The sequence below is a fragment of the Nocardia jiangxiensis NBRC 101359 genome (assembly GCF_000308615.1).
GTDB lineage: Bacteria > Actinomycetota > Actinomycetes > Mycobacteriales > Mycobacteriaceae > Nocardia > Nocardia jiangxiensis.
In genome coordinates this window covers 17888-30696 of the sequence record NZ_BAGB01000170.1, presented here as the reverse complement: position 1 = coordinate 30696, position 12809 = coordinate 17888, and the positions used below count along the sequence as shown (strand labels likewise).

The window sequence follows — 12809 nt, the reverse complement described above, 5'->3', positions numbered from 1 at the left end:
TCACGGCATCGACCGCGACGCGAGGTATCGGTCAGCGTACCGTCGCGTTGGCACAGTGCCAATTACCGCAGAGAGGCCCGTGGCGCACACGGCGCCACGGGCCCCACGATCCGGATTCAGCCGATCAGCGCCAGGTCCTCCTCGGTGAGCCGTATGTTCGCGGCGGCGATGTTCTGCTCGAGGTGCGCCGGATCCGTGGTGCCGGGGATCAGCAGGATCGACGGCGACCGGGTCAGCAGCCACGCCAGCGCGATCTGCTGCACGGACGCGCCGTGCCGGGTCGCCACGGTGTCCAGATGTTCGGTCAGCAGCGGCTGGAATCCGCCCACCGGGAAGAACGGCACGAACGCGATCCCGGCCTCCTCGCAGGCGTCGATCAGCGGATCCGCATCGCGCATCGCGACGTTGTAGGCGTTCTGCACGCAGACGAACGGGGCGAGATCGCGAGCCTGATCGAACTGCGCCCGAGTGATGTTCGAGATACCCAGATGCGTGATCAGACCTTCCTCCTGGAGTTTCGCCAGGCCGGTCAGCGGCTCCGCGAGCGAGCCCTCCGCGGGTGCGACAGCTTCACCCATGCGCAGATTCACCACGTCCAGCCGGTCCACGCCGAGGGTGCGCAGATTCGCCTCGACGCTCTGCCGCAGGCCGTCGGGGGTCAGCCCCGGCGGTATCGCGCCGGCGAACTTGGTGACCAGCACGAGATCCTCCGGATACGGGTGCAACGCCGCATGCAGCAGTTCGTTGGCGTTCACCCCGTCGCGGTCGTAGAACTGCGAGGTGTCGAAGTGGTTCACGCCCAGTTCCACCGCGCGCCGCAGCAACGCGATCGCGGTCTCGCGGGAAGGCTGCTTACCTTCCGGCCAGCCCGTCAGCTTCATGGTGCCGAATCCGACTCGGTTCACCCGGAACGATCCCAAACGGCCTTCGCCCGTCGCGCGGGCCGATATCGTCTGTGCTTCAGTCATGGTCATCAGCCTGGCCGACCGGCAGATGCGGCGTCCGCATTCGGCAACAAGCTGCCACGCGTTGACGACCAGCGCGAACATCACGAGACTCGAATCATGGCCCAGACCCAGTCGGTCACCGTCGTGCGCGGTCACCAGGAACTCACCGAGCGCGCCGCGCACCTGTTCGAAGCCACCACGGTCAGCTTCGACTGCGCCGCCAAGGATCACGCGACCTGGCACAACGGCCGCCACCAGACGCTGCGTCCCACCGTCGCGCTGCGCAAGCTCTACCGGCCCTCGGCACTGCTGGACCCGTCGCTGTCGCAACATCTGCACACCATGGTCGAGCGCGGCGCGGGAGTGCGCATCAGCGACGACGAGATCAGCGAGACCATCCTGCTGGACCGGCGAGTCGCCATCCTGGCCGGGGACACCTCCTACGGACTGCGCAGCTACAGCATCGTCACGGTGCCCGAGGTGGTGCACGGCGTGGCGTCGCTGTTCGACGCAACCTGGCGTGCGGCAACGGATTTCGCCACCTACGACCGCGACCTGGACGAATTGCGCAAGCTCGCGCCGCGCATCCTGGACCAGCTCAACACCGGCGCCACCGACGAGGCAGCCGCCCGCGTACTGGGGCTGTCGGTGCGCACCTATCGTCGTCGCGTCGCCGAACTGATGAGCGCCCTGGGCGCGAGTTCGCGTTTCCAGGCCGGTGCGCGCGCCCAGGAGCTCGGCCTCATCTGAGATCCGGCGGACCGGGAAAATTAGAAAGACAAACTTGCAAGTTTCAACTGTGCAACCTAGGCTTCACATATGCGAGGCGACGAGGAGCTGCTGACCACGGCCACCGCGGTTCGCCGGGCGATCAGCCTGCTCGAGCGTCGCACCCGGGAGAGCCAGACCCGGGATCTGAGCCTGCCCGAGACCGCGGTCATGGCTCGCCTGGATCGCAATGGGCCGGACAGCATTTCGGGTCTGGCCCGCTGGGAACAGATCACCCCGCAGGCCATGGGCGCGACGGTCGGCGGCCTCGAATCCCGCGCCCTGCTGCACCGTATCCCCGACCCGGACGACAAGCGCCGAGGACTGCTGTCCCTCACCGAGGCGGGCACAGAACTGTTGCGCGCCGCGCGCGACGACCGAACGAAGCAGATCGCCCGCGTACTGGCCGACAACTTCACCCCCGCGGAGATCGCGGAAATCCGCCGAGCAGCGCCGCTGTTCGAGCGGATCGCCCAATTCCTCTGACCCCCTTACCCTTTCACCGCATCGGCAGCCGCGGCCGATGCCTGCCCGCGGCGTGCCCGCACGCCGTTGCCGAGGTACCACCATGCCCGAAACCCTTTCGGCGACAACATCTCTCGCCGAACGTCCATTCACCTGGCGGTTCACCGCACCACTGTTCGTCGGATCGGCCCTGAACCCGGTCAACACCTCCCTGATCGCGACCGCGCTCGTACCCATCGCCGCGGGTGTGCACGTCTCGATCGGGCAGACCGCGGCGCTGGTGTCGGCACTGTATGTGGCCAGCGCGATCGCACAACCCACCGCGGGCAAGGCGGCCGACGTATTCGGCCCGCGCCGCGTCTTCCTCACCGGAATCCTGCTCGTACTCCTGGGTGGGCTGGTCGGCGGGTTCGCCCCGACGCTGTCGATCCTGCTGATCAGCCGAATCCTGATCGGGCTCGGCACATCCTGCGCCTATCCGACGGCCATGGTGCTCATCCGACGCCGCGCCCAGAGCGCCGGACTGGCCCAACCGCCCGGCGGTGTACTGGGCGGCCTGCAGATCGCTGGCATCGCCACCGCCTCCCTCGGACTACCCCTGGGCGGCGTACTCGTACAACTCGCCGGATGGCGGTCGGTCTTCTTCGTCAACGTGCCCGTCGCGCTGATCGCGCTGGTGAGCACGCTGCTGTGGGTTCCGAAGGATGAACGCGATCGCGCGCGGCGCTACGCACGCGAGATCGCATCGCTGCTGGACGTCACCGGAATCATCGGATTCGCCGCCGCGATGAGCGCACTGCTGCTGTTCCTGTCGCATCTGCCGACGGTGAACTGGGCTCTGCTGGCCACCACCGTGACGCTCTGGATCGCCGAGGCGCTCTGGGAGTTGCGTGCGGCCGCACCGTTCCTGGACCTGCGGCTGCTGGTCCGGAACATGGCGCTGACCCGCACCTACATCCGATTCGGCATGGTGTTGTTCTCCTCCTACCTGGTGCTGTACGGCATCACGCAGTGGCTCGAGGCCGACCGTCACCTCTCCGAACTCGCCGCGGGACTGCTGCTGTTGCCGATGACGGTGATCGCCGGAGTGGTCATCGTGCCGATCTCGCGCCGCAATCTCGTTCGCGGACCGGTGATCTGGGCCGCGGCGGCCTGTGTGCTCGCCGCAGTCGGCGCGCTGTTCCTGGCTTCACCGGGATGGCCGGTGCTGGTGGTGGTCATCACCGTCCTGCTGGGATTCGCCCAGGGCGCGGCCAGCAGCAATCAGCTCGCCCTCTACCTCCAGACGCCCGCCGAACTCCTGGGCACCGCATCGGGACTGATGCGCTCGTTCGGTTATCTCGGCTCCATCGCCTCCTCGGCGATCACCGGAATCGTGTTCCACGACAACGTCTCCGACTCCGGGGTCGCGACGATCGCCTGGATCATGATCGGCGCCAGCGTCTTCCTGCTCGCACTCACCGTCCTGGATCGCCGCCTGCCCCGCACCGCGACGAACTGAATCCGTTCATACCTCTCTTCGAAGGATCACCATGCCCATCACGACCATCGACCCCACCTCCGCACTGCTCGTCATCGATCTGCAGCACGGACTCGTCGATGTGCCCAGCCTGGAACCCGTCGCCGAGATCGCCGCCGCCCTCCCCCGGTAACCGCACGGCCGACTTCGCCGGAACGTCGCGGGATCCGGGCAGGTTGTCAGCTGGGGTGCCAGCTCGCAAAGGGGCGGGACGGCACGAAAGAGACCGGCAGGGTGGCCAGGGCGCGGTGGAAAGGTCCTGGGCGCCACGCCAATTCGTCGGGCTCGACGGACAGTTCGATCTCCGGCAGGGCATCGAGCAGTTGGTCCACGCCGTCCTGGGCGATCAGATAGGCGGACTGGCGTGCGGGGCAGGCGTGCGGGCCCGCGCCCCAGGCCAGGTGGGATCGGTTGCCGGTGTAGTCGCCGCCGCTGATGGCCGGGTCGTTGTTGCACGCGGCGATGCTGATGATCACGGGCTGGTGCGCGGGCAGCCACACCTCGTCGAGCAGCACCGGCTGGCGCGGATAGGTCATACAGAAATTCGCGATCGGCGGGTCCAGGAACAGCACCTCGTCCAGCGCGTCACGGGTGGACAGGCTGCCGCCCAGCAGGCTGCCCGCGAAACGGTCGTTCGTCAGGATCAACAGCAGCGTATTGACGATCAGGTTGTGCACCGGCTCGACACCCGCGCCGTACAGCGGCACGAGTTGCTCGATGACCTCCTGATCGTCGAACCCGGCCGGATGCTGGACCAACCGGGTCGTCACATCGTCACCGGGCTCGGCGCGCTTGCCCGCGACCAGTTCGCTCAGCGCCTCGATGAGCATGATGTTTCCGGCCGCGGCATCGGAACCCTCGAAGATGGTCATGACGCCCGTGGCGACCCGCTGGCCGATATCTGGTGAGCACCCGAGCATCGCGTTGACCACCTGGAAGGCCAGTGGCCGTGCGTAATCCGCGATCAGATCGGCCGAGCCGGTCTCGCAGAACTGCGCGATCAGCGGCACCGCGATCCGCTCCACCACCGCGTGCAGACCGTGCAGATCAACCGCCGAGAGCGCCGCGACGTTCGCATCCCGGTAGCGCCGATGTTCCTCGCCCGAACTACGCATCGCATTGGGCCGCCACGCCAGCATCGGCTTCACCGGGCACTCGTCCGGGACGTCCTTCTCCCACGCCCGCGGATCGACCGGAAAATGCGCGGGATCGTGCAGGATCTGCACCGCGGTGCGATAACCGATCACCAGAGTGGCGGGAACGCCCGGCGACAGCTCGACCGGCACCAGCGACCCATAGCGTTTGCGCATGTCCTGGTAGCAGTCGTGCGGCATGGCAGCGAATTCCGGGCTGTACAGGGCGATGCGGTCGCTGTCGGTGTACATCGGCGGATTGATCATTCAGGCTTCACCTCGACCTCGGTCCGGTCGTGCAGATCGACGGTGCGGCATGTGGAGCCCGTCCGTCGGCGCGGATGTCTGTTCGTGCGTGCCGTGGTGCGACATATCCTCGATCAGGGTTGTAATCGGTTGAGCACGAGGGGGAACGGAGCACGATCGTATGCCATGACCTCGAATATCACTGAACCTCACCCCATTCCTGAGCCAGCAGCATAGCAGTGGTGATCAATTCCGCGACCGCACTGCCGAATCCGGCCGGGGCCGATATCGACGGAAGGATTCCTCGTCTACCAGCAGGTAAAGTATGGGAGCAGGTCAGCGGTCGGATGAGATGGGGCGTGTGATTGCGATGGTTGGCGGCCACGTTGCGATCGCCGACCGCTTCCGGCGGCTGGCCGGTCGTATCGTCGCCGTCGGCTACCTGATGGGTCTGATACTCGTCGTACCCGATATGGGAGATCAGGCCCGGATGGCCGCGACATGGTGGACCCCGTTCGCGGTCGCCCTGGCGTTCGGTCCAGGACTTGCCATGGGCGCGTTGAGCTTTCATTCCGACTCGGTGTGGATGCGGCGGGCCGCGGTGCTCGCGGCGATGGGTTATCCGGTGGCGACCGGGACCTGGCTGATCGCGTGGCGGCACATTCCGCTGCACGCCGATCAATGGCTCGCGGATGTCCCTGCGCTGGCCGGACTGTCCGCGGCGGTCGTCTGGCCCGTGTGGGCGAGCCTGCTGACGCTCGTCGTCGCCGCGACCACCGCCACGGTCGTCAACTACACCGGCCGTGCGCCGGAGGTCAACGTTCCGTTCGTGCCGGATCTGCTCTACGCCTGCGGCTACAGCGCCCTGTTCGTGGCCGCCCTGCTGATGTTCATTCGCACCGGCCGACAACTACAGACGATCCAGACCGAGACGTTCCGGGGCGCCGCCTCTGCCGCGGCCATGCGCGGCCGGGCCGACGAACGCGCGCGGTTCGCCGCGTTGACCCACGACTGGGTGATGTCCACCCTGCTGGCCGCAGCCCGCGGCAGCGAACGGGACACCGTGCGGCGGCTGGCCTCACGGACGCTGAACTACCTCGACGATCTGGAGCATCCGTTCGGGCGGGTGCTCGATGCGCCGGACACCGCCGCCCGGTTGCGCGCGGCTATCACACACATCGATCCGAAGCTGCCGATCACCGTCGAGGTCGTGACCGACGCCCAGCGGTGGGCGTTCCCCGCCGCGGCGGTGAGCGTGACCGCCGCGGCCGCCGGTGAAGCGGTTCGGAACAGCCTGCTGCACGCGGGCGCCGGCGCCTACCGCCATGTCTGGATTCACGTCGGCGACAACGGATTCCACGTGATCGTGACCGACGACGGCGTCGGCTTCGACACCGCCGCCGATCGCCCGGATCGACTCGGCATCACACTCAGCATCCGGGCCAGAATGCGGCAGCTGGGCGGTGGCAGCGCCGCGATAACGTCCCGTCCCGGCGCGGGAACCACGGTCCGGCTGGACTGGTCGGGCCCGCTGATCGATCGTCGCGCCGCCGTGAACGAATACGGCGGTCCGGTGGCGAGATCCCTTGCGCCGCTGAGTATGCGAACCCTGCTCGGCATGCGCACGCCCGCTGCGAGGGTGCTCGTCGGGTGCTATCTGCTCGCCTATACCGCCTCGATCGCCACCACCCCGGCGCTGTTGTCCGACCCGTGGCCGACCCTGGCCTGCGTGGTTCTGACGGTGGCGGCGACGGCAGCGGTCCTGCTCATGCCGGGTGCCCCGCCATCGCTCGGAGTCTCGCTGGCCATCCTCGTCGCGGGCGGTCCGGCACAGTTCGCGATCGTCTCCGCCGTGGGCTCACTGTGGCAGGACACGACCGCGCAGGAATGGTCCCTCGGCGCGGCCGGGGCGGTGTGCACGTTCATGTGCCTACGCGGCCGCGTCGCACTCGGCTGGCTCGCGATGGTGCTCGTCTTCGCCGAATTCGCGTTCCGGGCCGGTCTGCCCGCCGGCGGGACGCACGGGTTCACCGTCCCGTTCCTGTATCTCGCACCGCTGGTCGCCGCGACGTTCTTCCACCGGATCATCCGCCCGGTCGCCAGCACGGTCCTGGATCTGCGCGCGGACACTCTGCACCGGGTCTCCGTCGAAGCCGCCGAAGCGGCCGCGATCGCCGAGCGGGACCGGCAACTGCATCGACTCGGCGGACTCACCCGGCCGCTCCTGGAACAGCTCGCCGGGGCCGAGCCCATCGACGACGTCCGGAACGAATGCGCCTTGCAGGAAGCCGAATTGCGCGATGCACTGCGAGCTCCGCAACTCGCGCATTCACCGGTCGTCGCGGCGGCCCGCGCGGCCCGCAGCCGCGGCGTGGAAGTGCTGCTCTACGACGAACACGGATTCGACGACGTCACCGAGCCGGTCCGCCGACGCCTGCGCACGGTGGCCGTCACCGAACTCGACCGTGCCCGTGATGGTTCCGTCATCGTCCGCATCCAGCGCCCCGGCCGCCTGCCCCTGGTCACCATCGTCGCCAACGGTTCGGACGGCACGCGGCGCACCGAACTCGATCGGGATGCTCGGCCGCTGAAGCGAGCCGTGGGCGCCTGAGCGATCCGGCCGGAGTGCCGGTGCCCGAACGGATTCGATGGTTCACCCGATCCGTTCGGACCGAGCGGACCCGTGCCGGCTCCACAGCCCACAACCTCGCAGGACGAGCGCGCGGCGAGCATGCACGCAACGTCGACCAGCTCGAAACCGAGCCGTTCGGCATACAGATGCGCGATCTCCGGCATGAACTCGTCGGTGTCGTCGAGCTGGCCGGTGAGCACGATCTCCGCCAGCGTCATCCCGACGACGGCCTGCTCACGGGTGAGGCGCAGGCTGGTGGGCAGATACGACAGGATCCACATTCCGCGGTGGGCTTCGGGAAGGTCGACGCGAAAGGCCACCTCCAGGATCCGGTCGCTCGTGATCAGCCATTCGGTCTCGTTGATGGTCATATCCGACTCGATTCCGTAGGTCCGCCGGTATTTCTCCAAACGACATCGGAAAACGACACGGCCCGTCTTCCGAGATAACCTGAGGGTCTCGGTGTGACTCGAGGACCGGTCGTCGGTGTGACGAACGGGCGCAGTGTATCGGCCCGGCAGATACGGGCCGCTCACCCACCTGCGGTTTCGGAGTTGCGCCGCGCACCAACGACATTGGTGACCAGATGCAGCCGCCGCTGTCGCGGATCGGTCAACGGCGGCACCAGCAGAGTGGGCATCCCGACCTCGACGGCGACACCGTCACGGGACGCACGATCACCCACCATGAGCGTCTCCTCGGCACGAGTGCCGAGCAATTCCAGAGCCAACCGGAATATCGCCGGATCAGGCTTCTGAACTCCGTGCTCATTCGACAATACGAAAGCGTCGATCGAGCCGAGCAGTCCTGCCCGCTCGAACATGGGACGGATATCGAAATGAATATTGCTCAACACACCGATCCGGCAATTCTTCTCGATGAGAGAAGCGAGGGTCTCGGCGGCATCGACAGCGAAAATGTTGTACGACGGATCGGAATCCACCGCGAACAAAGCATCAGCGAGCTCGTCATCCAAACCAGCATCAGCAAACACCGAATAGTAGGTATCCCGATGCCGCTCAGCACTGATGTTCCCCAGCGGCGACTGCAGACGATTGGGCTCACCGGCAGCCCTGCGAATATCCCCTAGTAACCCCCGCACCGCGCCATCATCATGCTCCCGACCGGCCCGCCGCAACGCCTCCCGGGCCCACCCCTGCTGCGTGAGCTCGGACACGAGCGTGCCCCGCCAGTCGAAAACAACGGCCCGCACAGGATGGGTTTTCGAATCCTCGTATGTCGACACAACCGGGCACATTAGCCAGAGAAACCGAGGATCCACTGTCGACACCGGCGACCGATACGTCGCCGCGTCGCCCCGTGGTCGCAGCTGGCAGATGAGAAGTGTTACCGCCCTGGAAATTTCGGATTCCGCTTGGCGTGGAGGGAAGCCACACGGAATGTCATGTGGCGCCAACGGGGCTGTGCGGCCCGTTGCTCAGATGCGTTCGATGATCGTGGCGTTGGCCATGCCGCCGCCTTCGCACATGGTCTGCAAGCCATAGCGTCCGCCGGTGGCCTGGAGGTGATGTACGAGCGTGGTCAGCAGGCGGGTGCCCGACGCGCCCAGCGGGTGGCCCAGCGCGATCGCTCCACCGCGCGGGTTGAGGCGGTCGGGGTCCGCACCGAATTCGCGCTGCCACAGCAGCGGCACCGGCGCGAATGCCTCGTTGACCTCGTAGGCATCGAGATCGTCCAGCGAAAGTCCGGAACGCTCCAGCGCACGTTTCGTCGCCGGGATCACACCGTCGAGCATCAGCAGCGGGTTGCTGCCGGAAACCGCGAAGGTATGGAACCGTGCCTTGGGCTGCAACCCCAGAGCCCCGGCCTTGGCCTCACTCATGATCAGTACCGCCGAGGCGCCGTCGGTCAGCGGCGAGGAGTTGCCGGGCGTGATCTTCCAATCGATCTGCGGGAATCGCTTGTGCAGCACCTCATCCCGGAACGATGGTTTCAGCGCGGCCAGCCCTGCCGCGGTGGTGGCGGGCCGCACCGTCTCATCGCTCCGGCGGACCACGCCGTCGACGTCCACGGGCACGACTTCGTTGTAGAATCCGCCTGCTGCCGCTGTCGTTGCGGCGCGGGCATGGGATCGGGCAGAGAATTCGTCCAGGGTGTCGCGGTCGAGCTTCCACTTCGCCGCGAGCAGTTCGGCGGAGATACCCTGACCCACCAACCCGTCCGGGTAGCGTGCGGCCACGCTCGGGCCGTAGGGATCCGCACCCATCAGCGCCGTCCCCATCGGGATGCGGCTCATCGACTCCACACCGCAGGCGATGACGACGTCGTAGGCACCGGCGATCACGCCCTGTGCCCCGAAATGCGCCGCCTGCTGGCTGGATCCACACTGACGGTCGATCGTCGTCGCCGGAACGTGCTCGGGAAAGCCCGCGCCGAGCACCGCGCTGCGTGTGACGTTCACCGCCTGCTCACCGACCTGACCGACACACCCGCCGAGGACGTCGTCCACGATGCCCGGATCGATGCCATTGCGCTCCACCAGCGCGGTCAGCACCTGAGACAGCAACGCGGCCGGGTGGATTCCGGACAGCTGCCCGCCGGGCTTGCCCTTGCCCGACGGCGTCCGGATGGCGTCGACGATAACGGCCGTAGTCATAGGTGTCCTCCTGGATCTGCGCGGCGGCTCACACCGCAATGCACTTAACGATCGCTAGATAGACCACCGGAAGTCAAAGGATGCTCCGCAATGGAGACATCTGTCACAAATTATCTAGCGCTCGCTAAGTATCGGATACCGCTACGCCGCCGTTCACGCCTTCCCGAAGACCCACTCAGTAGACTCGGCCCAGGTCGCGACGATTCCGATAGGTGGGTAATGCCGCAAGAACAGGCCGCACAAGCCGGTGCCGACTGGCGGCTCTACGAGCCGCTGGAGCTGACGCCGATCCTGACAGCCGCCCTCGAGGCGTTCTACGAGCATGGTTTCCACGGCACAACGGTTCGCGACATCGCCAGGCGCGTCGGACAGACGGTCCCCTCGCTCTACTATCACCACGACAGCAAGGAAGGCGCGTTCGTCGCCCTGCTCGAACTCAGCGCCGCCGAGGCGACATGGCGGGTCAAAGCCGCCGCTGCGGCCGGCGACGGTACGAGGCAGAAATTCATGAACGTCATCGAGACGATCGTGCTGCACATGGCACACCGGACTCGGCTGGCCGCGCTCGATCTGGAGCTCAGGCATCTTTCGCCGCCGAACCGCAAACGCTATGCCGCCCACCGCAAAGAGATCGAGACCCTGCTCACCGAGATCCTCGAGACCGGTGAGCGTGAGGCGGTATTCACCCTGGACGACCCGGCCGAGACGGCGCGCGCACTGCTCGGCATGTGCCAATCGATCGCCCGCTGGTTCCAACCCGACGGACCACTGGACCCGAGCCAACTCGCCGAACGGTACGTTCGAATCGCCTTGGCCGCAGCCGGCGCCGTGCATGTGCCGCCGAACCGCGGAGTCCGTCAACGCAAGTCTGCTACGCCCGGTACCGAGGCCGCGGCGGAGAAACGGCAGCCACGTCGCCGCTCGGCCGCCCGTTCACAGTAGAGCGCTCCCACCCTCTCCGAGTCACCCGAAAGCGCGGCCGTTCGAGCCCGATATTCCTGGGGCGCATGGCATTTGCAGCTTCACTGCACACGGTCGCCGACACCGCCGCCGCAAACCTTGCCCGACATGCGCTTGCCGGACAGCACCACCCGCTGCGGCGAACAACCACCGGCCGTCCTTCCCCACGTCCTGGCATAGCTTCCGAAGCCGTGCTCCGAGAGCTACTTTCGCCCACACTGCCCCGTTCGCCCGCCCGGCCGCGCTCGGCCTTGCGTTTCAAAGTTAATTGCCCTAACTTGTAGTTAATAGCACTAACACGGGAGTTGCCCATCATGTCCACCGCCGTCGCCCACCCTCGCCGCGCCATTCTCACCTCTCTTCCCGCCGTCGTCGGCATCGCCTATTCGGCCTCCTGGATCGCCGGGCTGACCGTCGGCGCCCCCGCTCCGACCTTCGCCGACTCCGGCAGCGAGATCATCCGCGAGTTGTCCGGCCACACCGGCGCTTTCGACACCCAGTTCCTGCTGACCGAAGGGCTGCCGGCCATCGGCCTGGCCGTCGTCTCGCTGGCCCTGGCTCGTGCTGCCCGTACTCCGCTCGTCACTCGGCTCGCCGCGGTGACCGGCGTTGCGGCAGCGCTGATTTCGTTCACTCAGTTCCTGCTCGGGCTGGCGCTGGCCCGTACCGGTTCCCCGGATTCCGCCCATCTGCTCTTCGAGCTGACGAGCCGGTTCGACGGGGCGAAGATGTTCCTGCTGGCCGGACTGTCGGTCGCGGCGGTGCAGTCCAGGCTTCTGCCCAGGTGGCTGAGCTACACCGCCATCGCCATGGCGGTCGCGATCGTCGGCTCGGGGATCGCGTATCTGTTCCTGATTCAGGGCCTCGCTATTCTGGCCTTCGTGTCCGGCCCCTTGCTGCTCATCGTGATCACCGGTACCGGCATCGTGCTGGGCCGGGAAGGCCGGTAGTCGACGTGCCGCGCGCTGGGCTCACCCGCGATCGAATCATCGCCGAAGCCGCGCTGGTCGCCGACGAGGCGGGTCTCGAGCGGCTCACCCTCGCCGCGGTGGCGCAGCGTTGCGGCGTCTCGCTGCCGGGCCTGTACAAGCACATCGACAATCTCGAGGCCGTCAAACGCGATCTGGCAATCCTGTCGGTCGGCGAGTTGACCACCGTGCTCGCCGACGCCACCGCCGGGCTCTCCGGCCGCGACGCGCTGCGCGCGATCTGCACCGCCTATCGCGAGTACGCACGCACCCACCCCGGCCGCTACGCCGCGGGCATCGTCGCACCAACCACCGCCGACGACACCTACATTCAGGTCGCCACCCGCGCCTACCAGGTCCTCACCGCGGCCCTGCGCGGCTACCACCTGTCCGACGCCGACCTCATCCATGCGGTGCGCATGGTCCGCACGGTCTGCCACGGGATCGTCACCCTCGAATCCGCGGGAGGCTTCGGCCTCCCCGAATCCGTGGACGACACCTTCGAACGACTGCAGGACTCGCTACACACCGAGTTCCGCGCCATGGCGCAGTGA

At 67.0% G+C, this 12809-nt stretch carries 12 protein-coding genes; 8 read left to right on the top strand and 4 right to left on the bottom strand.

The annotated features are described in order from the left end of the window. Positions 1-116 precede the first annotated feature (116 nt). Positions 117-968, bottom strand: a complete 852-nt coding sequence (locus ON40_RS43100) for an oxidoreductase (RefSeq protein WP_157186811.1) — start codon at positions 966-968, stop codon at positions 117-119. Between the two features lie 96 nt (positions 969-1064). Between ON40_RS43100 and ON40_RS43095 the strand changes: the two genes are divergently transcribed. The 3 genes from ON40_RS43095 (at position 1065) to ON40_RS43085 (ending at position 3681) form a co-directional block, all read left to right on the top strand. Next, on the top strand, positions 1065-1697 hold the full coding sequence (locus tag ON40_RS43095; RefSeq protein WP_040831544.1) for a helix-turn-helix transcriptional regulator: 633 nt from the start codon (positions 1065-1067) through the stop codon (positions 1695-1697). Positions 1698-1766: 69 nt separating this feature from the next. Then, positions 1767-2201: a MarR family winged helix-turn-helix transcriptional regulator gene (locus ON40_RS43090; RefSeq protein ID WP_040831543.1), complete on the top strand. Its 435-nt coding sequence runs from the start codon at positions 1767-1769 to the stop codon at positions 2199-2201. An 82-nt stretch (positions 2202-2283) separates the two neighbouring features. Then, complete coding sequence (locus tag ON40_RS43085; protein ID WP_040831542.1) at positions 2284-3681, top strand: MFS transporter; 1398 nt, start codon at positions 2284-2286, stop codon at positions 3679-3681. Positions 3682-3878: 197 nt separating this feature from the next. Here the strand turns inward: ON40_RS43085 and ON40_RS43080 are convergent, their stop codons facing one another. Next, positions 3879-5099, bottom strand: coding sequence for a cytochrome P450 (locus ON40_RS43080; RefSeq protein ID WP_040831541.1), 1221 nt, complete (start codon positions 5097-5099; stop codon positions 3879-3881). A gap of 349 nt (positions 5100-5448) precedes the next feature. Between ON40_RS43080 and ON40_RS50925 the strand changes: the two genes are divergently transcribed. Next, positions 5449-7689, top strand: a complete 2241-nt coding sequence (locus ON40_RS50925) for a sensor histidine kinase (protein ID WP_505790158.1) — start codon at positions 5449-5451, stop codon at positions 7687-7689. A gap of 167 nt (positions 7690-7856) precedes the next feature. Further along, positions 7857-8159, top strand: a complete 303-nt coding sequence (locus tag ON40_RS53610; RefSeq protein ID WP_218008974.1) for a hypothetical protein — start codon at positions 7857-7859, stop codon at positions 8157-8159. Positions 8160-8242: 83 nt separating this feature from the next. Here ON40_RS53610 and ON40_RS43060 read toward each other — a convergent pair whose 3' ends face one another. Continuing rightward, positions 8243-8956, bottom strand: a complete 714-nt coding sequence (locus ON40_RS43060; protein WP_218008973.1) for an HAD family hydrolase — start codon at positions 8954-8956, stop codon at positions 8243-8245. 192 nt (positions 8957-9148) lie between these two features. Further along, positions 9149-10327 (bottom strand): acetyl-CoA C-acyltransferase, encoded by a 1179-nt coding sequence (locus ON40_RS43055; protein ID WP_040831538.1) that lies wholly within the window; start codon positions 10325-10327, stop codon positions 9149-9151. A gap of 219 nt (positions 10328-10546) precedes the next feature. Here ON40_RS43055 and ON40_RS43050 point away from each other — a divergent pair, with 219 nt between their 5' ends. From ON40_RS43050 to ON40_RS43040, 3 genes are all read left to right on the top strand, one after another. Next, positions 10547-11269, top strand: coding sequence for a TetR/AcrR family transcriptional regulator (locus ON40_RS43050; protein WP_083896381.1), 723 nt, complete (start codon positions 10547-10549; stop codon positions 11267-11269). 332 nt (positions 11270-11601) lie between these two features. Further along, on the top strand, positions 11602-12237 hold the full coding sequence (locus tag ON40_RS43045) for a hypothetical protein (protein ID WP_040831537.1): 636 nt from the start codon (positions 11602-11604) through the stop codon (positions 12235-12237). 5 nt (positions 12238-12242) lie between these two features. Then, positions 12243-12809 (top strand): TetR/AcrR family transcriptional regulator, encoded by a 567-nt coding sequence (locus ON40_RS43040; RefSeq protein WP_040831536.1) that lies wholly within the window; start codon positions 12243-12245, stop codon positions 12807-12809.